The organism is Laspinema sp. D2d (assembly GCF_025370755.1).
GTDB lineage: Bacteria > Cyanobacteriota > Cyanobacteriia > Cyanobacteriales > Laspinemataceae > Laspinema.
This window is the reverse complement of sequence record NZ_JAMXFC010000061.1, coordinates 1-23,507: the sequence shown is the minus strand read 5'-3', so window position 1 is coordinate 23,507 and position 23,507 is coordinate 1. Positions and strand designations below refer to the sequence as shown.

Annotated in this window: 22 protein-coding genes and 1 other RNA gene; 13 read left to right on the top strand and 10 right to left on the bottom strand. The window is 47.8% G+C overall.

Annotated elements, in window-relative coordinates; translation table 11 throughout:
* From NG796_RS25380 to NG796_RS25335, 10 genes are all read left to right on the top strand, one after another.
* A partial coding sequence (locus tag NG796_RS25380; RefSeq protein ID WP_261210191.1) for a hypothetical protein occupies positions 1–230 on the top strand: 230 nt, incomplete at its 5' end.
* Positions 231–296: 66 nt separating this feature from the next.
* On the top strand, positions 297–2,105 hold the full coding sequence (locus NG796_RS25375) for a PAS domain-containing sensor histidine kinase (protein WP_261210189.1): 1,809 nt from the start codon (positions 297–299) through the stop codon (positions 2,103–2,105).
* Positions 2,106–2,388: 283 nt separating this feature from the next.
* Positions 2,389–3,573 (top strand): magnesium/cobalt transporter CorA, encoded by a 1,185-nt coding sequence (gene corA, locus NG796_RS25370; RefSeq protein WP_317619360.1) that lies wholly within the window; start codon positions 2,389–2,391, stop codon positions 3,571–3,573.
* A gap of 99 nt (positions 3,574–3,672) precedes the next feature.
* Positions 3,673–4,299: a TenA family protein gene (locus tag NG796_RS25365; protein WP_261210187.1), complete on the top strand. Its 627-nt coding sequence runs from the start codon at positions 3,673–3,675 to the stop codon at positions 4,297–4,299.
* Between the two features lie 153 nt (positions 4,300–4,452).
* The gene (locus NG796_RS25360) at positions 4,453–4,755 is read left to right on the top strand and encodes a DUF6464 family protein (RefSeq protein ID WP_261210185.1); all 303 of its coding nucleotides are present in this window, start codon (positions 4,453–4,455) and stop codon (positions 4,753–4,755) included.
* A gap of 75 nt (positions 4,756–4,830) precedes the next feature.
* Positions 4,831–5,511 carry a hypothetical protein gene (locus NG796_RS25355; RefSeq protein ID WP_261210183.1) on the top strand — a complete coding sequence of 227 codons (681 nt, stop codon included), beginning with the start codon at positions 4,831–4,833 and terminating at the stop codon, positions 5,509–5,511.
* A 62-nt stretch (positions 5,512–5,573) separates the two neighbouring features.
* Positions 5,574–5,705 (top strand): hypothetical protein, encoded by a 132-nt coding sequence (locus NG796_RS25350; RefSeq protein ID WP_261210181.1) that lies wholly within the window; start codon positions 5,574–5,576, stop codon positions 5,703–5,705.
* Between the two features lie 13 nt (positions 5,706–5,718).
* An RNA gene (rnpB, locus tag NG796_RS25345) (RNase P RNA component class A) lies at positions 5,719–6,109 on the top strand.
* Between the two features lie 135 nt (positions 6,110–6,244).
* Positions 6,245–6,967, top strand: coding sequence for a ribonuclease III (gene rnc, locus NG796_RS25340; RefSeq protein ID WP_261210180.1), 723 nt, complete (start codon positions 6,245–6,247; stop codon positions 6,965–6,967).
* 37 nt (positions 6,968–7,004) lie between these two features.
* Positions 7,005–8,048, top strand: a complete 1,044-nt coding sequence (locus NG796_RS25335; RefSeq protein ID WP_261210179.1) for a Gfo/Idh/MocA family protein — start codon at positions 7,005–7,007, stop codon at positions 8,046–8,048.
* A 207-nt stretch (positions 8,049–8,255) separates the two neighbouring features.
* On the opposite strand, the gene NG796_RS25330 is transcribed toward NG796_RS25335, so the two are convergent.
* The 7 genes from NG796_RS25330 to NG796_RS25300 form a co-directional block, all read right to left on the bottom strand.
* Positions 8,256–10,205 carry an ATP-binding protein gene (locus tag NG796_RS25330; RefSeq protein WP_261210178.1) on the bottom strand — a complete coding sequence of 650 codons (1,950 nt, stop codon included), beginning with the start codon at positions 10,203–10,205 and terminating at the stop codon, positions 8,256–8,258.
* Positions 10,206–10,796: 591 nt separating this feature from the next.
* On the bottom strand, positions 10,797–12,194 hold the full coding sequence (locus tag NG796_RS25325) for an IctB family putative bicarbonate transporter (RefSeq protein ID WP_261210176.1): 1,398 nt from the start codon (positions 12,192–12,194) through the stop codon (positions 10,797–10,799).
* Between the two features lie 548 nt (positions 12,195–12,742).
* On the bottom strand, positions 12,743–13,459 hold the full coding sequence (locus NG796_RS25320) for a GUN4 domain-containing protein (RefSeq protein ID WP_261210175.1): 717 nt from the start codon (positions 13,457–13,459) through the stop codon (positions 12,743–12,745).
* Between the two features lie 248 nt (positions 13,460–13,707).
* Positions 13,708–14,196, bottom strand: a complete 489-nt coding sequence (locus NG796_RS25315) for an adenylyltransferase/cytidyltransferase family protein (protein ID WP_261210173.1) — start codon at positions 14,194–14,196, stop codon at positions 13,708–13,710.
* A 57-nt stretch (positions 14,197–14,253) separates the two neighbouring features.
* Positions 14,254–15,000: a response regulator transcription factor gene (locus NG796_RS25310; RefSeq protein ID WP_261210171.1), complete on the bottom strand. Its 747-nt coding sequence runs from the start codon at positions 14,998–15,000 to the stop codon at positions 14,254–14,256.
* Between the two features lie 857 nt (positions 15,001–15,857).
* Entirely contained in the window at positions 15,858–17,600 is a 1,743-nt protein-coding gene (locus NG796_RS25305) for a hypothetical protein (RefSeq protein ID WP_261210169.1), read from the bottom strand.
* Positions 17,601–17,798: 198 nt separating this feature from the next.
* On the bottom strand, positions 17,799–18,092 hold the full coding sequence (locus tag NG796_RS25300; protein ID WP_261210167.1) for a hypothetical protein: 294 nt from the start codon (positions 18,090–18,092) through the stop codon (positions 17,799–17,801).
* A gap of 359 nt (positions 18,093–18,451) precedes the next feature.
* Here NG796_RS25300 and NG796_RS25295 point away from each other — a divergent pair, with 359 nt between their 5' ends.
* From NG796_RS25295 to NG796_RS25285, 3 genes are all read left to right on the top strand, one after another.
* Positions 18,452–19,048, top strand: a complete 597-nt coding sequence (locus NG796_RS25295; RefSeq protein WP_261210165.1) for a hypothetical protein — start codon at positions 18,452–18,454, stop codon at positions 19,046–19,048.
* An 88-nt stretch (positions 19,049–19,136) separates the two neighbouring features.
* Positions 19,137–20,522: an FAD/NAD(P)-binding protein gene (locus tag NG796_RS25290; protein WP_261210163.1), complete on the top strand. Its 1,386-nt coding sequence runs from the start codon at positions 19,137–19,139 to the stop codon at positions 20,520–20,522.
* Positions 20,523–20,567: 45 nt separating this feature from the next.
* A complete protein-coding gene (locus tag NG796_RS25285) occupies positions 20,568–21,158 on the top strand; it encodes a Crp/Fnr family transcriptional regulator (protein ID WP_261210161.1) in 591 nt (196 codons plus the stop codon).
* A gap of 474 nt (positions 21,159–21,632) precedes the next feature.
* Here the strand turns inward: NG796_RS25285 and NG796_RS25280 are convergent, their stop codons facing one another.
* The 3 genes from NG796_RS25280 to NG796_RS25270 form a co-directional block, all read right to left on the bottom strand.
* Positions 21,633–22,181: a late competence development ComFB family protein gene (locus NG796_RS25280; protein ID WP_261210160.1), complete on the bottom strand. Its 549-nt coding sequence runs from the start codon at positions 22,179–22,181 to the stop codon at positions 21,633–21,635.
* A gap of 205 nt (positions 22,182–22,386) precedes the next feature.
* Entirely contained in the window at positions 22,387–23,295 is a 909-nt protein-coding gene (locus tag NG796_RS25275) for a M23 family metallopeptidase (RefSeq protein WP_411268824.1), read from the bottom strand.
* A 31-nt stretch (positions 23,296–23,326) separates the two neighbouring features.
* Positions 23,327–23,507: hypothetical protein (locus NG796_RS25270; RefSeq protein ID WP_261210158.1), on the bottom strand; the 181-nt coding region annotated here is incomplete at its 5' end.

Genomic DNA, 23,507 nt, shown 5'->3' with positions numbered 1-23,507 from the left:
TCCTCCCCATCCTCCCCATCCTCCCCATCCTCCCCATCCTCCCCATCCTCCCCATCTCCCCCATCCTCCCCATCTCTAACTACCCCAGCCGCTCATCACAAACTAGGGGCGCTATAGTCATTATTATCCTGGCCCGAGGCAATCCACAGGTAGAAAACGCCCCTGTGGGGGTACGGATTCGCTCACCTTGCTGTAGCGCTGTTGCGTTGTTTTGTGAAGGCAAACAATAGTTCTGGATCAAACATGGGGATAATAAGTTTAAACAATCGTCAGGGAATAGGGAGGAGCTTGAAGCGGTGGTATCTGCCAGCAAAACCAGAAATCGTGCTTTATTAACGGCAATTCCCGATGCTATCTTTTGGATCCATAAAGATGGGACTTGCCTAGATTATCAACCGCCTAAGAATTTTACCCTGTGGGCTGGTTGTACAAATCCAGGCCAGAGATTACAGCCGGAAGGGATAGACCATCTGAGCGATCGCACCTATATCGGTAAGAAGTGGTGGGAAATTTGGCCGTTAGAAGTGATTCAACAATGTAGGGAGTTCCTAGAACGGGCGATCGCCACAGGAAGCGAGCAACTCTTTCAAGTAGAATTAATCGGAAAGGATTGTCTATGTTCGGTTCCATTTCCCCCTCTAAATTCGGCCAATTATCATTCCTACTTCCCTTCAATTCATGAAATCAAAATTGTCCCGAGCAGTGACCATGAATTATTAGTTCTAGTGCGAGATCTAACTCAAGTTAAACAGACTGAAGCGGAACTCCGCCATGAACTGGAACGGAAAACCTTACAGTTACACCAAACTACCCTCGCCTTAGAGGCAGAAAAAGCCCATCGCCAACAAATTGAGGAAATCTTAGCTTTTACCCAATTTTCCCTCAATCGAGCTGGAGATTCAGTATTTTGGGTTAATTCTAATGCTCAATTCTTTTATGTGAATGAAGCGGCTTGTCTGTCTTTAGGCTATTCCCGAGAAGAATTGATTTTAATGACCATTCATGACATTAATTTAGATTTACCTAAAAATGTTTGGTCTGATTATTGGGATGAAATAAAACAGCATGGTTCTTTTACCATTGAATGCTTCCATAAAACGAAGGAAGGAAAAAGATTTCCGGTAGAAAGTACGGTTAATTATTTGGAATTTAATGGAAAAGAATATAACTGTATTTTAGCTCGGGATATTACCGATCGCAAGCAAGTCGAAGCCCAATTACTAGAAACCAAAACCGCAGCAGAAGCGGCTAATCGCGCCAAAAGCACTTTTTTGGCGAATATGAGCCATGAACTGAGAACCCCGCTGAATGCCATTATTGGCTATAGTGAGCTACTCCAAGAAGATGCCCGAGATATCGGGATTAACGATTCAGAATTTCTGGATGATCTGCGCTCGATTAATACGGCAGGAAAACATTTATTAGCTCTAATTGGAGATATTTTAGATTATTCTAAAATTGAAGCAGGAAAAATGCAACTGCTGTTAGAATCTTTTGATTTAGACCAGGCCATTACCCACATTTGCCACACGGCTCAACCCTTAGTCGAGAAAAATTCTAACCAATTGGTAGTCCAGTTGAGTGGGGAACTGGGGCCGATGTACGCTGACTTAACTAAGATGCGACAAATCCTCTTTAATTTACTGAGTAATGCGGCTAAATTCACCCGCCAGGGGAAGATTGAAATGGCCGTTACAAAACTCCTACGGAAGGCGATTCCTTTGGCGGTCACTCCAGAGGAAGAATCAAGTCCAAATGATTTATTTGTGGTGTTCCAAATCTGCGATACAGGCATTGGCATGAGTGCAGAACAGTTAAATCATTTGTTTCAAGCCTTTATGCAGGCGGATGCGTCCACAACCCGCGAATATGGGGGGACTGGTTTGGGTTTGGCAATTAGTCGATTGTTTGCTCAGATGATGGGAGGAGATATTTTAGTCGAGAGTAAATTGGGGGTAGGTTCAACTTTTACGGTTTATCTCCCGATGGAAGTCAAGTTGCCTCAATCTGATGAAAATGATTGGCACGAACCCCCTATTTCCCCAGGGGCGATCGGTCGGAAATTCTTGAGGGGGGATGAAGTGTTAGAACAATCTAAACCTTAAGCCCTCCATCGATCGCCAGTCTAAATCATTGTGACCTACAGTATAGCCAGCAAGATACTCCCCCTCCTGATACTCCCTGATAGCCTCTTGACCCCATGATTCTGGCGACTTCTATAGAAGGGATCGGCGGTGTTAGCGTCCTTCGGGAATGGGTAGAGGCTATGCTAGAGGTCTGAACCCAGGACGCTAAAGCAGGGGACTTGAGGACGATGCCTGCGATCGCAGACAATCTTCTCCCCAATTGCCTAAAATCGCAGTGGTAACAGCGATTAGGAACATAGAGATGACAGATACGGGATGGACAATGGGTAATTTCCTCTCCGAAGAAGAAAACGCTAAAAACCAAGAGTCATACGTGGATTACTGCTATGATCACCCGGGTAGTATGCCCGGAACTCTGATTATTGGACACCGTGCAGTCATGCCGACGATTGTGGCGATCGACTATTGCGAAAAAAAGGCCATTCGGCTACTCATGGCGACCCCGGAAGAATGCATTCCTTACTTAGACAGTGAGTCGGTGTCGTGGTTAGATGTCCAGGGGTTGGGGAGTGAAGATATTTTAAACCGAGTGGGTCAAGTCTTTAACTTGCATCCTCTGCTGTTAGAAGATATCGTCAATGTCCCCCAACGACCCAAAGTAGAAGACTACGAGGGTCATTTAGTGATTATTGCGCGGATGGTGATGCTCAAAGAACATCGCCATGATCCAGCGGAAGAAAGTTTTATTACGGAACAAGTTAGTTTTGTGTTGGGTAAATCCTACCTGCTGACGGTGCAGGAGGAGCCAGAACATGACAGTTTTGGTCCAGTGCGCGATCGCATTCGCAGTAATAAAGGCACGATTCGCAAACAAAAGGCCGATTATCTCGCCTATGCTCTTCTGGATGCCATTATCGATGGATTTTTTCCGGTTCTGGAAGCTTACGGGGAACGGATTGAGGATTTGGAGGATGAGGTGGTAGCAAACCCCACACCCCACACCCTACAAAAAATCTATAAAATCAAACGGGAGTTACTCACCTTACGGCGGGCAATCTGGCCCCAGCGAGATGCCATCAATACTCTGATTCGAGACGGCAGTCCCTTGATTTGTGAGGAAGTCCGGATTTATTTACGCGACTGTTACGATCATACGATGCAGGTGTTGGATATGGTAGAAACCTATCGGGAACTCGCGAGTGGGTTGATGGACGTTTACCTCTCTTCCATCAATAACCGGATGAATGAGGTGATGAAACTGTTAACGGTGATTTCATCTATTTTTATTCCCCTAACTTTTATTGCCGGGGTTTATGGAATGAACTTTAATCCCGAAGCCTCACGGTTGAATATGCCAGAACTTAACTGGTATTGGGGCTATCCGGCAGTTTGGGTCGTGATGATTGCGATCGCCGTCTTCATGATTTTACTCTTTTGGCGTCGCGGGTGGTTTAAGAATTTTTCCACCACCCAGCGTCCAAGATAACCGATGAAACCTGAAAGATAAAAGCTCTCGACTTCACTCGTTCTTAAGTTCATCCCCCTCACCCTCAATCCAGTCCAGACCTATCAAACTCTCCAAAATATGACCCTATCTCAGGAATTGTGGAAAGCCAATCAAGACTTAGCCCAAGAGTGCCTACAACATCCTTTTGTACAAGGCATTGGCAATGGTAGCTTACCGCGATATCAATTTGCTCATTATGTAGGACAAGATGCCTTTTTTCTGGAATCCTTCGCTCGCGCTTATAGCATTGCGGCGGCCAAAACTCCTGATTGGCAAGCTTTTGAAGTTTTTCATGCCCTAGCGAGTGGCGTATTAGAAGAACTGCGCTTACATCAAGGCTATGCGAAAACTTGGGGAATTGATTTTTTAGCGGTGAAACCGACTCCGGCAACTCGTCGTTACACTGATTTTTTACTCGCAACCGCTTGGAGTCACGATGTTGGATTAACGGCGGTGGCAATGGCTCCTTGTATGCGTCTTTACGCTTTTTTAGGGCAGCAATTGGGAAAAGATGGTATTCCCAATCACGACTATGCGGATTGGATTCGGACCTATACGGGGGAAGAATTTGAACAGTTGTCGGGACAATTAGAACATTTGCTTGATCGCTATGCTGCCTCAACTCCCCTAACCCATTCCACCTATCGTTATGCCATGTTATGCGAACGGGATTTCTTTCAATCGGCGGTGGAACTCACTGCCTAAGCACTCCCCTACAAACGGAGTTGAAATCTGGTTTTCAAAACTCTATAAAAACCGGATTGGGTATGAGTCAGGTTTCCCGGTTGATGTCCCTTCAGGTCAGTTTACCTGAGATTAACCTGCTGATTTTCAGCAGTTCAGTTCTAGTCATCCGCTATGTTAGAGACACTTATCATTTTTTTGCTGGGGATAACGCCTCCGTTACTCTCTGTGTTCGTAATGCGGAAAGCCGAAGATCGGGCACGAACTCGCTTGCAAGCAGTCCGAGAGATTCCTATTATGAGAATCCCGTCTCCCCCTCCGATTCCTTCCGATCGCCATTATGTTGAAGGCGTCGGGGAAGTGACGGGGGATATTACTTGTCTTTACAATGCGCGATCGGCTTATCTGCGTTGCGCCCTCAATCCGGAAGGACCTTGTGAAACCTGCCGCCAGTATGAACCCCGGGAATCTTTTTAACCCTTTTTCATAGGCGAGGGGCAATCTATAGGCTATGCTATGGACGTCGCCCCATTCCCTTGGCTCTAACCCCTGATGACTGGACTAGATTGGATTGTAATCGCCGTTTATCTAATCTGCGTGAGTGCTGTTTTATTACGAGCTTTTTCTTCTTTATTAGCGGAGAAAGTTATCATTAAATTAGATGAAAATTTTCTTCAAAATCAACTCGAAAGCCAAAATTTAGAAAGCCGAGTTCGATTCAAATTCTTTTTGGCACCCCAATATGATTTAGACCAGTTTCGGGTCCTTGAGGTGAGTGTGCAAAATCAATCCCCAAGTCAAACCCTTTATATTGATTGGGATTATAGTGCGCTAATTGATGCTCAGGGTCGGGAACAACGCCTGATTCGACTCCCACCCGGGATGACGTTTGATTTGTTACCCACGCAAGTGTTTAGCGTGATTGCGCCGGGAAAAACGCTTCAAGAAAAATTTACGGCAGAATCCGCCTTAAAACGAGAGGGGGAAACCGGACTCTTAAAACCCGATCAAGTCATGGTGAACCTTGCCTCTCTCAAACCCAACCCCAGAAAACAGGTTTCACCCAAGGCAGAACTTCCCTCTTTAACGTTCACCCTTCAGTTTGCTCTCCGCTTTGGAATGGGAGAACATAATCGAAGTAATCTCCCCCTTTATCTGGTCAATTGTCAGTTTAGGGCGTCAGTTTTGCCCTGGGTTGTTAATATCCCCTGGAATAAGCGTCGAGATTTTTAAAAGCTGAATTTCTGTTCAGTTTCCGGTTTGATTCGGTCAGGTATAACTTCAATTTTAAGGCTATGAAATTCGTTGAACGGAGGCGATCGCCTCCCCAATTCCCGGATTCATCTCCCGGGGTGGGTAAAGCCACGCTCACCCAAATAAATCTGACCCCTCAACCGAGTCAGATTGTGGCAATCCATCGCTTATAATCAGAACGGGTAGAGAGTTGGCGCAGGCAGTTGCGGATTCTCACGAATCTGAGGAAAGTCCGGACTCCCGAAAGACCAGACTTGCTGGGTAACGCCCAGTGCGGGTGACCGTGAGGATAGTGCCACAGAAAGATACCGCCGATGGAGAAATTGTCCCTTGGGGCGATCGCTCACAGGTAAGGGTGCAAAGGTGTGGTAAGAGCGCACCAGCAGGGTCGAGAGGCCCTGGCTCGGTAAACCCCGGTTGGGAGCAAGGTCACAGGAACAAGGGTTGGTCTTTTACCCGTTCCGCCTAGAAAGAACCGCTAGAGGCTTTTGGTAACAAAGGTCCCAGATAGATAACTGCCCCCTTCCTAGCAATTGCGATGAAGGGAACAGAACCCGGCTTATGTCTGACTCTCTCCCTTTCTATTTTTTAGGCTAATTTTAAAGTCTTTATTCCCTCCGTGACTGGCTTAAATTTTAAGGGTAAAGTTCAACCGGGACACTTCTAAATTTGCATCAATCTTAAGGTTAATTTCTAATTTCTAAACTTTTTTATGCCTCTTCTTTATCCCCAACGGCAACGCGAATTACAGAAACTGCTCCAAAAATTAGGACTTCCTGACGGGATTTCAATCCGTTGGGACTTGTTAGAATTGGCCTTGACTCATCCGAGTGTTTCTGGGGAAGCGAACTATGAACAGTTAGAGTTTACCGGCGATGCGGTGGTTCGGTTAGCGGCAGCGGAATTACTGATGGAACTGTATCCCCAAGAAAAGGTCGGGGAGTTGGCAACAATTCGTTCGGTTTTGGTGAGCGATCGCACCTTAGCGGAGATTGCCGAAGGGTACGGACTGGAACGCTACCTGCTCGTTTCCGCCAGTGCTGCGGGAGATATTACGGGCAAGGAATCTCGGTTAGCCGATGCCTTTGAAGCGATTTTAGCTGCCCTCTATTTAAGTACCCACAATTTGGATTTAATTCGTCCTTGGTTAGACCCTGAATTTAAACAGCGATCGGAAGAAATTCGCAAAGATCCAGCCCGTCATAACTATAAAGATGCCCTGCAAGAATTGACCCAAGTTCGCTATAAAATTTTACCGGAATATCGGGTATTGGAAACCCATCGGGAACATTACCATCCCGATCGCTTTACCGCTGAGGTTTGGCTACTGGGAGAAGTCAAAGGCAAGGGCACCGGACGCAGTAAAAAAGCGGCAGAACAAGCCGCCGCAAAGGTGGCCTTTTTAGCCCTGCGAGAGTTGGATATCGCTCAGTAATCCCTAGTTGTCCCCATCAAATTATTAATATCAAAAAATGTCAAATCCAGTTGGGATTGCAATTCTTGGGGCGGGTCGTTGGGGCGTCCATTTGATCCGAAATTTTTTAAACCATCCCCAGGCGCGAGTGCTGGCAGTGGTGGACCCTCATATAGAGCGATTGAACTCGGCGCGATCGCAATTTAATTTAGATGAGACGGTGATTCTGGCAACGGATTGGCAGGACATCAAACAGTTACCCGGACTGGAAGCGGTGGCTGTCGCTACTCCGGCTGCGACTCATTATGCTTTAATCTCCGATGCCCTGGAGCAAAACTATCACATCTTAGCGGAAAAACCCCTAACCCTTGACCCCGCAGAGTCTCGGGAATTATATCAACGGGCAGAACAACGTCAGCTTCAGATGTTGGTGGATCATACTTATTTGTTTCATCCCGCAGTGATTGCCGGTACTGAAGTGGTGCAAGGGGGACGACTGGGGGAATTGCGCTACGGATATGCGACACGCTCTCATTTAGGTCCAGTCCGTCCCGATGTGGATGCCCTGTGGGATTTAGCGATTCATGATATTGCTATTTTTAATACTTGGTTGGGAGAATATCCCATTCAAGTCCAAGGGACTGGGCGAGTGTGGTTGCAACCCACTCCGGTTGAGGGAGATCAGTCAACGCTGTTTCCCCAGGGGTTATCGGATTTTGTGATGGCAACGCTTACTTATCCCAGTGGATTTCAGGCGTTTATTCATTTGTGCTGGTTGAATCCCGATAAACAGAGACGCTTGGCGGTGGTGGGGAGTCAAGGAACCTTGATATTTGATGAAATGTCCGGGGATGCGCCTTTGGTAATTCAACAGGGGAGTTTAGAAGTAGAAGGCGATCGCTGGATTCCTAGCCATCAAAACCGGGAAGTAGTGAGGTTAGAAAAAGCTGAACCTCTAGGGCGGGTTTGCGATCGCTTTTTGGAGTTGGTGCGCCACAATGGACAAGGGGATCGATCTGGGGCGATCGCCACGGAATTAATCACAATTCTCACAGCTTTAAGCCACTCGATTCAACAAGGCGGACTCCCGGTTCAGCTTTAATACAAATTCCCATCCCTAATCATACGGAATCCCTATTAAACATTTATTCCTCTGGCTTCCCCCAGCAATTAAACCCTACCCCAACCGGATTCCCTATGAATTTCTTACTACAAACATAAGGGATAACAACTAACTGAAGGTATTACTAGAAACTGCCCGACAATAATTATAAATCATAAAGGTGATGTAGGAAAGGGTGAAAACAATTTAGCGATTTTGTTCTTTGGGGGTTTTCGACTCCAACGCTACGGGGATAGAGGGACTAGAATTCACGATCGGTAAAACCACCTCAACGGTTGTCCCCTGACCAATACCTTTACTGTTTAAGCGAATCATCCCACCCATTAGTTCAATTAAATTGCGGGAGATGGCTAAACCTAACCCTGTACCGCCTTTGGGGCGAGTTCTGGAACCATCCACCATGACAAAGGGTTGAAAGAGTTTCTGTTGCTGATCCGGGGCAATGCCAATCCCCGTATCTTGGACAGCAATCACCAAATGGGGCTGCATAGAACCATTGCCGCCATTCGCTTTATTAAAGGACTGACCCTCCTTTAACCCTTCGATCCGAGTGGAGATAGTGATTCGTCCAGTATCTGTAAATTTAATGGCATTCCCCATCAAATTAAGAAGGGCTTGTTTCAATTTAGCCGGGTCAGCTTCAACGGTTATGGATTGAGAATCTTCCTGGAATTCTAACTGCAAACCCTTCTGCTGAATTGCAGATTGCTGCAAATCGATCGCCTCTTTAATTAGGCGTTTGACATCAACCTGCTCCATCACCACCGAGAGAGTACCGGCTTCAATTTTAGAGATATCAAGAATATCATTAATAATATTCAGTAAATGAATGGCTGCGTCATCAGCGCGTTGAAGAAACTCAATTTCTTCATCACGGTTATCACAGCAATCATCTCGAACTAAGCGAATGCAACCGAGAATCGCATTAAGAGGAGTTCGCAACTCATGAGAAATAGTTGCTAAAAACTCATTTTTTAGTTGGTTAGCAGTTTTAGCTTCTTTCCAAGCCGTTTCTAACTCCTCTGCCCAAGCTTTCAAGCGTTCTACCATACTGTCGAGGGCTTCAGCCAGCCGGTTAAACTCGCGAATGCTCAAGTTATGCGGAACTCGTTCCGTGGTAGCACGGCACTGAATATTCATCGCATAGTCTTGTAATTTCTCGATGGGTAGCGCCAAATCGCGCGTTAAATAAAGGGTCGCCAGCAGGTTAGCCACTAATAAACCCACGACTAAGGTAAATAGAACCTTTTGAATTTCCTTTAATCCCGCTAGAGCATTGTCCAGGGGGGTGACTGCCAGGATCACCCACTTGCGTTCTTCCCCGCTGGAGAGGGGACTGGGAATAGCGGCATATCCAGAGAGTAATTCAATTCCCTCTTGATCGAAATTAAAGAGATGGAGAAAGGCTGGACGGTTTTGGAGAGCGTTTCTAACAATACTTTCTAGCCGTTTGGCGTCTACTTCGTCTTTAATGTTGCGGCCCACCCGATTGAGGTCGTTGCCATGTTCAAGAATGGTGCCATCTTGGTCAATGACAACAGTGTAGCCGGTGAGGGAACCGGGTTCAATGCGGCGATCGCTGGCCCTTTGCCCTAAAGTGGAGCGAATGGTTAAGGCATAGTCAGGAACCCCTGAATTATTCACCGCCAAAGGATTACTTTGATTCAAATACACCGGGGCGCTCAGAACCAATTTGAGTTGGTCGAAATAGCTGGGGTCATTTTCAGAAACGGCGGGGGCAGGGGCTGGAACCGATGGGGTTTTCGATAGAACAGTTTTGATATGCACTCCGGAACCCGTCCCGGGACCAAAATTCCCTTGCTGTTGCCACATCTGCACAATTTCATCGCTCAGGGGTTGATTCCCACAGGTACTGGCGATGAGTTCGGCTGTTTGCACATTGGTGAATTGAACGCATTGAACCTTTGTGGGTAATCGCTGCGCGAGTTGCTCAATATAATTTTGCGACGCTTGCGCCGAACCCTCGTGGAGGAGGACCGATTCGCTGGCAGTGAGCAAGTTCGCCTGGAGGGATTCAAGGGAGGCATTAATGCTATCTCCTTTACGAACAGCGCTTTCGGTGAGGTTTTGGCGGGCGGTTTCCAGCAGACTAGAGCGTGCCTTGCGATAGGTCACATACTCCCCTAACAGCAAAACAGGGACGCTTAGGAGTAAAATCCGCGACAGCAGGATACGGCGAAAGGAGGACTGACCTGACTTAACCATAGGAAGTGTTTAGCGTTTAGGATGCAAGCCCCGGTGGTAACAACTCTGAAAACGTCCAGGGGGGTGGACATTTGTCTCTTGGATGTTACAGCTACGAGGCAGAACTTGTGTTACCAAAATTGCGAGGCTGCTACAAACGGATGTTGTCATTAACCCAATTCTATGAAAGTTATTGTCACCCTGCTGAGTGAATCCGACAACGGATGTCTCATACCTCATTCCTCATTATTTGTCGGGACGGGCAATGGCATGGAGGACAGTACAAATTTAGAATCGCGAACCCTCTGGCTTTAGAACCCTGGGATCAACTTCATGTTTTGAAGAAGCGATCGCCAGTTCTGTGTCTTAGTTTTCCCCAAATTCTCTAGAAACTATTGGCGCTCATTATTGAATCGTCTAGGTTTTTTGTCAACTTTACAACAATAGAGCGCCAGGGATGAGGAATTGAGTTTGAGCGGTCCTGAGAATCTACTGGACTTACCCCTGCTCCTATTTTATGTTTTATAGATGCTCTTCCATTGAGCTGGCTTTGGGGGAGGGAACGGTATAGTAGCTGGCAACTAAGGCGACTGCCAGCCACCAGAGCATATTGACTTGGGGTCTATACCAGACGGTATCAAAGGCTCCGTGGGCCATCATCCCTAGGATAATCGCGATCGCCGCCATTAGCCAATATGCTTGAGGGCTGGCTTTCTCTCGGAGGCGCTGGATCTGAGTGACTCCTTGGGTCAGCAGCAGGACAAGGAGTCCTAAAAAGGTCGCCAATCCAATGAATCCGGTTTCTACGGCGATTTCTAACGGCACGGAATAGGCGCTCAATGCGGTATATCTGGGCCGCATATAGAGGGGGTAGATTTGGTTAAATGCAGTGTTCCCCGGACCGATGCCAATCACGGGGCGATCGCGAATCATTTCAAATACCGCATCCCAAACATTCATGCGGAAGTTATTGCTACTATCTTGCCGTCCCACTAACATACTGGCGGCGCGATCGCGCACGGGTTCTACAAACAGGAGGGCGAGCAAAATTACTCCCACTGTGGTTCCGAATACGACGGGCATAGCCCATTTTCGTGAGGCTTCCGGTAGCTTGACACTCCACCAATAGACCAACAACAGAATTAAGGTAAATCCTCCCACCACTAAGCCAATCCATCCGCCTCGGCTATAGGTGAGGACCAGACATAAGGAGTTGACTAGGGTCATGGTTACGGCGAGGGCTTTGGGGACCCACCCACGCCAAGCAAAAATTGCCGCAATTCCCAGGAAGATCGCAGGCAAGAGATAGGCAGCCAGGAGGTTGGGATTGCCGAGGTAACTATAAACCCGGGTGACTTTCGCCATTGAAGAGTTGGGATCGGTCCAAGTCGCCAGGGCATCGGCCCCAAATCGCCATTGTCGGATACCGTAGATACTCACAAAGGTGGCAGCGTGCAGGTACAGGGCAATCACAAAGGAGCGCAATTTGGGCGATCGCAAGACCCGCGTCATCAGGGCAAACAGGAGTAAATACAGGGTGAGTTTGGTCCAGCCGACAAAGGCAGCCTTTTTCACCGGGGACATGGCGGTAGCAACGGTGTTGATCCCCCAATACAGCAAAATCACCAAGTGTACGGGGGTAAACCCTGTTTTGTCATCATCGGCTAAGGTGACTAAGACCCAGTAGGCCCCGCAAGCGACCAACAATACGCCGATGAGGGCGGTGGAAACAAAAGGCCCCAGGAGAAAGAGTAATCCCACTAACAAGGCGGCGATCGGGTCAGCCCACTGAATTAAGAAGCTGCCGCGACGCAGAGGGGCTAGAATGCCGATCGCCTGGTGTAAGTAACTGGCGCTACTCCACTGATATAGGGATAAATTGGCTCCCAAACTGAAGATCGGTGGAAACAGATTTCTCATAAAATTCAACACCCAATGGAACCCAACAATGAAAGTTTTCCTTTGATTTAAGCCCCCTGATTCTAGCCCCGGTTTTTCCTCGCCACGGCTTTAGTTGAATCAGAGGTTTAATCTCAGAACGGGAATGGCTGGCGATCGCCTGGAGGGAACCCAAAAATACTCCCTTTGTATTATTGATCCATAACCCGCTCACGGAGCAACCTACTCTAGGGTTATCCAATGGCTGCCATCGTTTTCCCGGTTTCTCCCCAGGCAAATTCCCCAGACTCCTGAAAAATTTTGCCATCAACCCGGCGATCGTCGGGTCTAGGGAACTCCACAAAATAAAATCTTCTATCAGAGATCCCCCCAACCCCCCGGGAGATCCCCCTCCCGTCCCCCTTAAGAAGGGGGAAGCCAGAGGAATAAATATTTAGTTCCAGGGGGGCTTGAATAATTCGGCATTACTTCTAATGCAGAAGTTTTTTTATGGAAATCCCCTATAGAGTCAGGACGATTCTGACTCCTGTAGTGCCTTGTTCCGGTTCATCTCTTTCTCTATAAACCCACTAACCCCAGGCTGGATGAGTGAGCAACTTTTCAATGACTCGAACGCCACGCAATTGATTAGACAAGGGTAAATGACCTCGGGGAGCCGTTAAATTCCAGGTAAATTCCCCTGGATATCTCGTCCAGGTATTGCCACTTTTCCAGCCAATTTTAGGCCAGAGTTTATCCCAATTTTTTCCGACTCCCAGCCAAATTTCCCGCTGAACCGACAGGCCAAATTTTCCTTCGGAATACACCTGCCAAAGCCGATCAAGGGTTTGGAGGTCCTCGATAGGAAATTTATCAATTTCGGTGAAATACAGCCATTTTCTTTCCATTGCTTGGGGTCCGGCCAGTTCGCACAGTTTTTGCATACTGACGCGATCAGCTGCTTGATAATCCTGTTTTGCCAGCAGTTCTTGTACGGGGGAATAATCAATCCCGCGCAATGATTGTAGGGAAACCAGCCCATTCGGATAGGTCGTTCTCAAAAAATCCGCCATCCCGGGAGCATCAGTTTTTAGCAATAATTGATAGAGTTTGCCATCGATGAAATTCACCGAACCCTGCTGACGTTCTTGCAAAAATTGCTTTAATATAATTAATCCAGCTTCCCCCGTTGCGGCAATCTGTTCTATCAGTTGAAGCTGATTTTTTTCAGAAGCGGTTTTTAATTGGGATTCAAGGTCAGCTAAATGGGTGGAAGTTTCCGATAGGGATGTTGTTGGTTCACTCATAAATAATTGTTGGATATCGAATTAACAAATTAACAAACAGGTATTTTACTGGAGATAAAAGGAGGAGGCTTCAATGGGTTTAACCAGTAACTTCCTGGGGCATTAATTCTTTAATCCGAATAAAAAAACATAGAAGTCAAGAGAAACTGATCCGGTTAACTTGGACAGTGCAGAACATCCCTGCCCCCTTTAAGGACAAGCATCTTCCCATCGGGGTGATAGGCTTGAAAATCAGGGTGCTGTTCAGGTTAGGGCTTGAGAATAGAAAGAATTATACCAGTAGTGGAGGTCGGAACTTCAATTTTACAAAGTTCGATGCGGCCCCCATAGCCTTGCACGGTTGGCGCTTCCGGTAGACTCTGTACGGTCCAGTCTCCACCTTTAACGTAAATATCAGGCTTGAGGGCCTCTAGTAGAGTAATGGCGGTGGGTTCGTTAAAAATAATCACGCCATCTACAGGTTTTAAGGCACAAAGCACTTCGGCCCGTTGGATTTCCGGGATAATGGGTCGGGAGGGTAGCCCAGGTTGGGGGGGTTTGATGGTTTGGACTGAGCGATCGCTATTGAGACCGACTACCAAAGTCCGGCCCAGAGATTTAGCGGTTTGCAGATAACGAACGTGACCGACATGAAGCAAATCGAAACAGCCATTGGTAAAGACCAAGGGCCGCCACTGTTCGGGGTGAGCGGCGATCGCCTCAACCAGAGTAGAAATTGTGTAAAGACCAGGAATCATCGGTTGTTTTAACACAGCAAACAGCAAAAATTGGATACCCTCGGGTTGCCACCAAACCTAGTTGGGTTCATGTTCACTCCCCGGGCGATATCCATGTTCAAAGGCAAAGCGCACCAGTTGGGAGCGGTTTTCTAATCCCAATTTACTCAAAATTCGACTCAGATGAGTCTGAACGGTTCGGGGACTAATCACCAACCGCGCTGCAATTTGTTTATTGGGATGCCCTTGAATCACTTCCCAAAAGACTCGTGCTTCCGCAGGGGTCAGGGGAAGGGGTTCCGGCGACATTGGGTTCAGGTCCTCGGAATCAAGCCGCTGGCGATGGGACCCTTCTGCGGGATGGTGAATCCGTGGCGCGGACTCTTCCTCAGTTCGAGGCGGCGCAGTCTGGGGGGTAAACTGCTGCATCAACCGGATCATTTCAGCGTGAATCCGTCGCGATCGCTCTAATTGTGCCTCGATTTTCGCTACCAACTCTAAGGGTTCAAACGGTTTAATCAAGTAATCATCCGCCCCGATCGCGTGCCCTTCGATGCGATCGTCCAGTTCTCCCTTACTCGATAGGAAAATAAACGGTACTAACTTCCCAGCAGGATTCGTGCGAAGACGCCGACAAAATTCAAATCCATCCATCAAAGGCATCATCACGTCTGATACTACCAAATCCGGTGGATCCCGCTTGAACAGGTTTAACGCTTCCACTCCTGAATCTGCTTCCTCAACTACAAATCCCTGGTTTTCCAAATGACGCTTCAGCATCATTCGCAGGGTTTTATCATCATCAACCACTAAAATTCGTTTCATCTGCGTGAGCCGCTACACCTAAGTTGCTGCTGGGTATCTCAGATAGGTTGACAGGTTTTGCTCTCATCATTACTAATCGCGCTCCTCTGAGGGACTCCTGTGTGCAACTCTTACCAGTCATAAAGTTGCCACCGCCGAATCCTCCGCACATAGAGGGAATTGCACTTAACTCCACCGTCGTACTCGTTGTCCTTGGGACTCAAGAGTGACTAAGTTCCCTTCCCGAGTGATTTAGAGATACCCTCGAACTGATAACTAGGGTCATAAAGTGTTTGCTACAGGTCATCCTTAATTTTAGAATGTTCTTGTGGCAACTTGCCTCAAATGTGGCATTTGAGATCAAAACAAGCAGCGATCGTCTCCTGAACAATGAGCGATTTTAACCCAGGACGTCTCTAAATGCAACTTCTTTGATCTTGCCCCAATCCATTTTAACGGATTCCCTGCCTACTCTGCTCTGATTCGAGTTGATAGTTTTTCCTATCCTACATTAGGTTGAAGCCTCATCCAGATTGCGCAATAACCCGGGATTCCATTGTAACAGTAAATTGCCGAAATATAACCAACTTAGACTCTATTTTTAATCCGTTACTAACATTCATTACAAGGAGTCTAGGCCAGAAATGAGCGGACTCTCCCCCGCTTTACCCCGCTTAACAGGGCCGGTCCAGGAAAGCTTTGTACCTGAAATTTCTATTTTTATAACCGGGCTAGAAAACTAACCTTTTAAACCGGGCAAAATTAATAAACTATTGCTGTAGCAACTTTTAAATATCAATCAGCTTTTCTACAGGAGAGGCTGGAAACAAAAATAGCCGCATTTCGCCCATTAATGCCCTAGCCTTCCTGATGATGAATTACAAAATTACTGTAGGTGGATTGGGTACTAATCCCGAAATTTTTCCACCAATCATGGCCGACTGGTAATCAAACATCGTCCCACCATAGTGCATTAATACCTGAATTAGTTCCATTTCTGCACGGCGGGGCAACATCGTTTTCCAGGCTTTCAATGCTTCCAAAAGCGTAGAAGCATTAAACGACGCCCCCCGACGATGGGCTGCCACTTCTTGATTCTCTCCTCGCCAATTTTGAGGGACATAACCGAGAGGAATTAACATAGATTTTTCGACTTGTTCGAGTAATAATTCCAAGCGTTTAAACCGTTGAACCTCAAAGTCAGCGGGGTGATTTTCTACCCAATCTTTGACAGTCGGATCGCTGAGAACTTCAGTTTTAAGGCGTTGGATTGCAGCAAAGAGGGATTGACTAGAATCTTTGACACAGGATGTAGCCGGAGTCACCACCGAGGCCCCGTTTCCGGGTCCAGTGCGATAACGAGTTTCCATGAAGGCGAGTTCCTGGAGGATCGTTACCAGGGGGTCAAACCGGCGATCGCCCAATTGGTAGGGAACGGTGAGTTCGGGAATACGAATGACTACATCGGACACTGGCAAGGTGTACATCCACCCCCGCTTGAAACTTCCCATGTACGAGTGCCAACGATGAGCACCGGCAACTACCCCTTCACGGTTATGTCCATATACTTGGCGATATATTAGATTAAAGCGTAAATCCCCCGTAAATTCATCGGCAATCACTTGAGCAAACCCAAAGGCAAAATGTCCCGGAACTAGCCCTAGGACAGCCCGATCGCCCCGTTCTCCCCCACGCCAACCGAAGGTATGGACCACCAAACCCACATCCCCTTTATGCCACAATTCTCGGGTGCGTTTTTGCATTAAATCCGGCGATCGCTGGTTGCCATAGAGGATACCGCCATTGTTATCCACCAGGGTGCGTTCCATGCGATGCAAGGGAATCTTTTCCCACTTCGATTCTACAAAGTGCTGACGAGTTTCCTCCCGTCCACTTAACATCCGTGTTGGGGCAAGGGAAAGCGCTGCTGCGGGTTCAAGTGCTCCAACAATAAACAATCCCGAGGGATTGTGAGCGCCATAAATATACCATCCCTCGGCATTGAGAGGAGAAGTTTCAATCTCGATAATCGAACTTTGTTCCACCTGATGTCCGGGAGGTACTAATCCCGCATCAGGCATGGCGATCGTTTCTTCTCCCCCGTCAAAATTTCGGGTTTGGGGGTTATAGTGTGTGACGCGGTAGCGGTTGTCGCCTGCCGATCCCACGAAGCGCACAAAGGCTTTTTGAACCCCGACAATTTGGATCGGTTCATCCCCAATACTCACAACCCAGGTATTGCCGACTTGTTCCACTGCCTGCACATCCAGTTCGACCTGAATATCATCATCGGGTCTAGCACCCGCTAGGGATTCTAACGGGCTAACATTAGACCATCCATCTAATCGGGTGGGGTGGATACTAAAATTCTCCATACTTTGACGAGTGATTTCATCAAAGTGAATATCCGTAACGGCTTTGTTGATCCAGGTTTGATGAATGGAATTGGAATGCCATTTGAGCCAGACTGTTTGATCTTTGAGATTGCTGTAGGGTTCGGGGGTATTGTCTAAGGTGAGATAAACGCCTCCATCCTGGTGACGTTGTGCCAGGGAGGGTAAGATTAATTGTCCAGTCCATTGGGCGATCGGTCGGTATAGCTGACCCTTGATTGAGTTCATAGTGGTCCTTTATAATTAAAGGTTGGTAAAGAATATTCTTTTATGATTTACAAGAAGCGATCGCGGCTTCTGGAGAAAGTCAGCGATCGCTCAAATTAGACCTTGCAAAATGACGTTAAAAAACTCTTACCTAAAGTGTAATCCTAAATCCAAGTTTACACCGGGATTTAGGAGTAATTGAACGGGGTGAATCTTTCATTAAAATCCTACTCCGTCCAAGAAATCCTCAATTCCCTGATTGTTCACCTGAGAACTCAGGCCGAGAACGTGAAAATCTAAGGAGCTATGATAAGGCTGGGAATGTTCTAAAGGATGTGGGGTTAAAAATGTCCCCCGTTGTGGTTTCATCCGTTCCACTTCTTCCTCCAGAAACTTAATTCTCTCCAATAAAGCCCGAATTGCTTCAGCTTCGGGGTCTTGTAATGATTCGTGCTCTAAAGAAAGGATGCGATCGCACAAACAAAAGATAATTTCCCCGGGTCCTCCCACCACAACCCGGAGGGATAAACATGAAGTGACAGATCACACCTCAGCGATGTTATAGCGGGTCTCAACCCAGTACGATCCGCCCTCACCCCAAACCGATGGCGGCCCAAAGAAAGATTATTTTAGAAAAATTTAACCCATTTCGCCAAAGCTGATCCTGCAAATTAAACCTCACGAAGTCGGGTTAAAATCCGTGGTCACTTAACCCTTGCTTTTTTTTCAAATCTGTGTAATAGTCAAAAAATCTCTTAATCCCCGGTATCTACATCAGGTTGCCGGAGATTAAGGGCCTATCCGTGCTGATCTGCTCTACTGCAAAGTATTCAGGGTCGGCCCCTCGGTTAAGGTTATGAGGTCGGGTCACTATGCGAATCGCGAAGGATGTCACAGAACTTATTGGTCGGACGCCCCTGGTGGAAATCTATCGAATTCCTAATGCAAAAAATTGTGTAGCAACAATTGTAATTAAAGCAGAGGGGATGAACCCAGCCGCTTCGGGCACAGACCGAATTGGGCTGGGGATGATTGGTGCTGCGGAGGAAGCGGGGTTAATTAAACCGGGAAAAATGATATCTTACGGACGTTCCGGAGCCCATACAATTCAAGGGATTGGCGCAGGATTGGTTCCCAAAGTTCTGCGGGTTGATCTGATTGATGAAGTCATTTCTGTCAGTGATGATGAGCCAATGGTTTATGGGCAGCGTCTGGCGACGGAAGAAGGATTATTGTCCGGGATCTCTAATGGTGCGGCTTTAGCTGGGGCGATCAAAGTCGGCAAACGCCCGGAAAATGCGGGTCGTTTGATTGTCATGATCAAGCCTAGTTTGGGAGAACGCTATTTGAGTACCCCTATGTATCAAAACCTTGAACCGTTTGAGTCGCCGCAATCGGCAAGGGTGGGGACTCACGCCGCTACTTCCTGGCACACCGAGGAAAGAAAATCTACTGAAAGTGTTGTTTAAAAAGGCTTATGGGCTGTTTTGGAGAGATTTTAAAAACCGTTTTGGGTCCTTGTATGAGTTTGTATAACCGATCCCCCACCCTATAAATATGGAGAATTTACCCCTAGAAATTGCGATTGTGGGAGGGGGTTTGAGCGGGACACTCGTGGCAACTCATCTGTTGCGATCGGCGAGTCAACCGATTACCCTCCACCTGATTGAACCCCGTCCGAGCTTAGGGCGGGGAATTGCGTACAGCACCGATTATCGTTGTCATTTACTCAATGTTCCGGCAGGGAAAATGAGCGCATTTCCCGACCAACCGGATGATTTTTGGCGCTGGATGGTTACGAAAAAAGATCCGAGCGTACAGCTCGATACGTTTGTAGCGCGTCAAATTTATGGTGAATATATTCACTCAGTATTAAAGCAGTCGGCATCTGGGGCATCAGAAAGGGTCCAGTTTAAGCCGAGAACCGATGAGGCGATCGCAGTGGAACCTCACGCCCAGGGGGCGACTCTCTATTTAAAAAGTGGTGAAACCATACGGGCTGATAAAATTGTGTTAGCTTTGGGTAATTTTCCCCCCAAAGACCCGCCAGTTCAGGATTCTAGGTTTTACCAAAGTCCGCGTTATATTAGCTACCCTTGGAGCGATCGCGCCCTGAAAGGCTTAAATGCCTCGGATCCTGTCTTACTGATTGGGTCAGGACTGACCATGATTGATTTAGCTGTCGCCCTGAAAGAACAAGGTCATACCGGCAAGATTTATGGGGTATCCCGGCATGGTCAGTTCCCTCACTCTCACAAGTTTACTTCAGCTTATCCGGCGTTTTTGACCCCGCAGACTGCTCCAAAAACCCTTCGGGGTTTGTTTCAGCAGGTGCGTGCAGAAGTCAAATCGGCGATCGCTCAGGGGGAAGATTGGCGATCGGTTATTGACTCCTTGCGCCCGATTACCCAGCAGTTATGGCAGCATCTGAGTCCGGGCGATCGGCGACGATTTCTGCGTCATGTTCGACCCTATTGGGAAGTGCATCGTCATCGCGTTTCCCCTGGAGTTGTCGAGACGGTGGGGAGGATGCAAAAGGGCGGGCAATTGGTCCTGGTGGCGGGTCGAGTTCACGCTTATGAGGAAGATACAGAAGGCGTGAAGGTTTGGGTTATACCTCGGGGAACTGAGGACCGGAAAGGGTTTGAGGTAAAGCGGGTGATTAATTGTACGGGGAGTGAATGTGACTATCGGAAGTTTCAGCATCCCCTCATTGTAAATCTGCGATCGCAAAATTTGATTCGTCCTGACCCCCTCGCCTTGGGTTTAGATGTCGCCGAGAATGGCGCTATCCGCAACAGCGAGGGTGTGGCATCTCAACGGTTTTATACCTTGGGTTCTCCCCGGAAAGGGGGACTCTGGGAGACCACTGCTGTTCGAGAAATTCGAGAACAGGCGGTCGAATTATCCCGAGAATTGCTGCGATCGCCTCAAATTGATTAGCAATATACTTCAATGTTCAGGGTTATAGCCCTAGGATAATTAGCAATGACTGTTTCTCCTCTCGAACTCAAATTTTCTGAGCAACTTCGGCAAAGTGCTTTTACAAAGCGCTCTTTACTCCCTTTAAATCCTCGTTCTTTGTGGAAAATTGAAACTGGGGTAGTTCGGAGTATCACCTGGTTTGAAGATGGCACCTCCATCACGTTGGGAATCTGGGGTCCTGGTGATATTGTCGGGCGATCGCTTTCCCGGGCAAATCCCTATCACCTGGAATGCTTAACGAGAGTGGAAGCTACCCTAATTTCTAAAGAGAAATATGATCACTTCACTGATGCACTGATTCTCCACAGTCAGCGGCTGGAAGAATTTTTGGAAATTGTTCATACCAAACCTGTTGATGTTTCTTTCTTGCGCTTTTTAACCTGGTTAGGCCAAAGATTTGGACAAGAAAATGAATCGGGGCAACTGATCCAACTGGGGTTAACTCATCAGGAAATCGGCGAAATGATTGGCTCTAGTCGAGTGACAGTGACTCGGTTGTTTAAAGAACTGGAACAACAGGGGATTCTCCAGCGCCTCCACCGCAAACAGATTCTGTTGCATGAAACTCAACCCTGGTGGCACTACGAAATTTAATCAGGAACCCGGTTGTGATAAGTCTATAAAAACTAGCCCAGTCGGGTCATGGGGTCAAGCTGTATTGGTCGGGACACCCTGCGATCGCCTGAAAATCGTGATTAGACAAAAAGCGTACATGAAACAACGATTTTGCATCATTAAATTTACCCGCTTGACCGGGCTATAGCAGTCATAAATCAGTTGTGTAATGGCTCCGGACCCAAAAGCCTTGGAGTGCCGCACAGGGTTGGCGTAGCCTTATAGGAAAGGATCTGGCTCCACAGACGAAGCCCGAGAAGCGCGCACTACAAGAAAAAATCGAGTTTTAACAACCGGATTTGGTATGACTAACAGTCAAAAAAAAGACGCCCCTAAACGGAGCGTCTTAATTTCATGACCCAAAAATTTCCCATTTCAGGGTGAAATTGGAAAGCCCAAACCCGTAAATAGAATCTGAAAATCAACCACAGAATGTAGTGGGATGGGATTCCTTTAACTAGGGGTATTGGGTTGGGATTCAAAGATAGTCGCGTAGGACTGAAGGATGCTGCTAACTTGAGTGAGCATTTCTTTGCCTGAACTTTTACCCAGGGCGACTCTACCGGGGAATTCTGGGCGGTCCAGATACCGGGCGATCGCCTCATCGACTTGTTTGGAGATGAGCTCTTGCAGTTCATCTTTGGCTCGAACCCGCTGATAGTTTGCGCCTTCCTCCGTGGTTGCATAAAGGGGAGGAAGTCGGTTAAGTGCATAAGCGGCAATATCGCCGACATCCAGGGTCCGATCGCTAGTCGCCTCAATTTCGGCTACCCGGGCGATCGCCTCAGAGAGAACCAACTCCTCCATGACATTAATAAACTGTTTCCGTGGTAAAACCACCACTTCACCAGTTAATAGAGACCCCATCAGGCGATCCAGAGCCATGTACTCTTCAATAGATAGTTCTGAGGCGGTGTTACAAATTCTACCCACCTCAGCTTCCATTGCTGGCGTTAGATAACCATCTTGTAGTGCCTGTTCTACGATTTTTTCTATACTCATACTGCCTCGTTCTGCTCCACGGCACTTTTTTCAGTTGATCCAAGAGTTTCAATCGGCGATCGCCTCATAGAAAACTCTGCAATCGCAAGGAGAACCCTGCACAGATCTTGCCCTACAATCCGCCCGAACCTAGCTTTAACTCCAGAAAACTCCAGGATATCCCTAGGACAAGGGCAGATTTACTGTACTCCATGCCTAATCAGAGTTATTCTACTCCCTCATATCGCCAGGGAACCGGATCGATGGATTGTCCATGAACGTATAATCCCCAGTGTAGGTGAGGTCCGGTCGAAGCGCCGGTTGACCCGACTGCACCGATGACTTGACCGGGCTGCACCATATCGCCTTCCTTGACATCAATCCGACTCAGATGCAAATAAAGGGAAGTTAAGCCCTGACCATGATCGATCCCCACGACGTTGCCATGAATTTCAAACCCTTCCGATTCCCGTCCCACCAAGGCGATGCGACCAGCAGAGGGAGCCACTACCGGAGAACCCTGGGGTCCAGCATAGTCTACACCCCGATGGTAATAGTCATCGGCAAAGACCCCATTGTAATACCGCCGGACCCCGTAAATCGTGGTAATCGGTCCGTCATTGGGGCGCAAAAACGCACCATTCCAGAATTTCTCAGGGGTGACAAGTTTTTTAAATTCATCGACCCGATCGAATTCCATATCGGTCCCTTCGAGGTCATCTTTACCCGGGGGTAGCCAAATGGATTGGGTAGGAAATTCGCGATCGCTCACCCACACGGCAATATTGCGGGTTTGACCTTCTCCATCCACCCGAATCTCCCATCGTCCCGCTTGACTTAAAGGCGTCGTGGGGATCATCGCCCGATAGCGATTGCCCCCAATGGGAAACGCTGGGACCGGGCCACCTGGAGAGATCACCGTTGGCGTGGCTGAATCTGAGGCGTCAGTTGAAATCACCACGGAGAGGGTATCCCCCAGTTGCGGATTCTCCGGTTCCACCTGGACTTGTAACGCTTGCACGGAATTGGCAAGGGCTAAGAGTAGCGAAACCGTCAATCCAAGCACCGGGGCCGTTTTGGTTTTGACTTGTTGTTTCAGCCAAGGATTAGCCCCTGTGAAGAGCCAACCCAGCATCCCAGGGGCGATCGGATGAGAGCTATGCAGGTCAGTCATGATTCTTTTGTTCGTCTGTTTTAAGCGTGCTAGATAGACTTACGGGCGATCGCGTTAAGTTCCACATTTTATCACGCCGTTTCTGAGGAGATGGGGGGATGGGGGAGATGGGGAGGATGGGGAGGATGGGGAGGATGGGGAGGATGGGGAGGATGGGGAGGATGGGGAGGATG

What these genes read in the sequence shown, in the direction of transcription:
- NG796_RS25275 (WP_411268824.1), bottom strand. Translation starts at nt 23,295, where the DNA reads ATGCTGGGTTGGCTCTTCACAGGGGCTAATCCTTGGCTGAAACAACAA.
- NG796_RS25315 (WP_261210173.1), bottom strand. Translation starts at nt 14,196, where the DNA reads ATGATTCCTGGTCTTTACACAATTTCTACTCTGGTTGAGGCGATCGCC.
- NG796_RS25355 (WP_261210183.1), top strand. Translation starts at nt 4,831, where the DNA reads ATGACTGGACTAGATTGGATTGTAATCGCCGTTTATCTAATCTGCGTG.
- NG796_RS25280 (WP_261210160.1), bottom strand. Translation starts at nt 22,181, where the DNA reads ATGAGTATAGAAAAAATCGTAGAACAGGCACTACAAGATGGTTATCTA.
- NG796_RS25320 (WP_261210175.1), bottom strand. Translation starts at nt 13,459, where the DNA reads ATGAGTGAACCAACAACATCCCTATCGGAAACTTCCACCCATTTAGCT.
- NG796_RS25350 (WP_261210181.1), top strand. Translation starts at nt 5,574, where the DNA reads ATGAAATTCGTTGAACGGAGGCGATCGCCTCCCCAATTCCCGGATTCA.
- NG796_RS25325 (WP_261210176.1), bottom strand. Translation starts at nt 12,194, where the DNA reads ATGAGAAATCTGTTTCCACCGATCTTCAGTTTGGGAGCCAATTTATCC.
- NG796_RS25290 (WP_261210163.1), top strand. Translation starts at nt 19,137, where the DNA reads ATGGAGAATTTACCCCTAGAAATTGCGATTGTGGGAGGGGGTTTGAGC.
- NG796_RS25295 (WP_261210165.1), top strand. Translation starts at nt 18,452, where the DNA reads ATGCGAATCGCGAAGGATGTCACAGAACTTATTGGTCGGACGCCCCTG.
- rnc (WP_261210180.1), top strand. Translation starts at nt 6,245, where the DNA reads ATGCCTCTTCTTTATCCCCAACGGCAACGCGAATTACAGAAACTGCTC.
- NG796_RS25285 (WP_261210161.1), top strand. Translation starts at nt 20,568, where the DNA reads ATGACTGTTTCTCCTCTCGAACTCAAATTTTCTGAGCAACTTCGGCAA.
- NG796_RS25310 (WP_261210171.1), bottom strand. Translation starts at nt 15,000, where the DNA reads ATGAAACGAATTTTAGTGGTTGATGATGATAAAACCCTGCGAATGATG.
- corA (WP_317619360.1), top strand. Translation starts at nt 2,389, where the DNA reads ATGACAGATACGGGATGGACAATGGGTAATTTCCTCTCCGAAGAAGAA.
- NG796_RS25305 (WP_261210169.1), bottom strand. Translation starts at nt 17,600, where the DNA reads ATGAACTCAATCAAGGGTCAGCTATACCGACCGATCGCCCAATGGACT.
- NG796_RS25365 (WP_261210187.1), top strand. Translation starts at nt 3,673, where the DNA reads ATGACCCTATCTCAGGAATTGTGGAAAGCCAATCAAGACTTAGCCCAA.
- NG796_RS25360 (WP_261210185.1), top strand. Translation starts at nt 4,453, where the DNA reads ATGTTAGAGACACTTATCATTTTTTTGCTGGGGATAACGCCTCCGTTA.
- NG796_RS25335 (WP_261210179.1), top strand. Translation starts at nt 7,005, where the DNA reads ATGTCAAATCCAGTTGGGATTGCAATTCTTGGGGCGGGTCGTTGGGGC.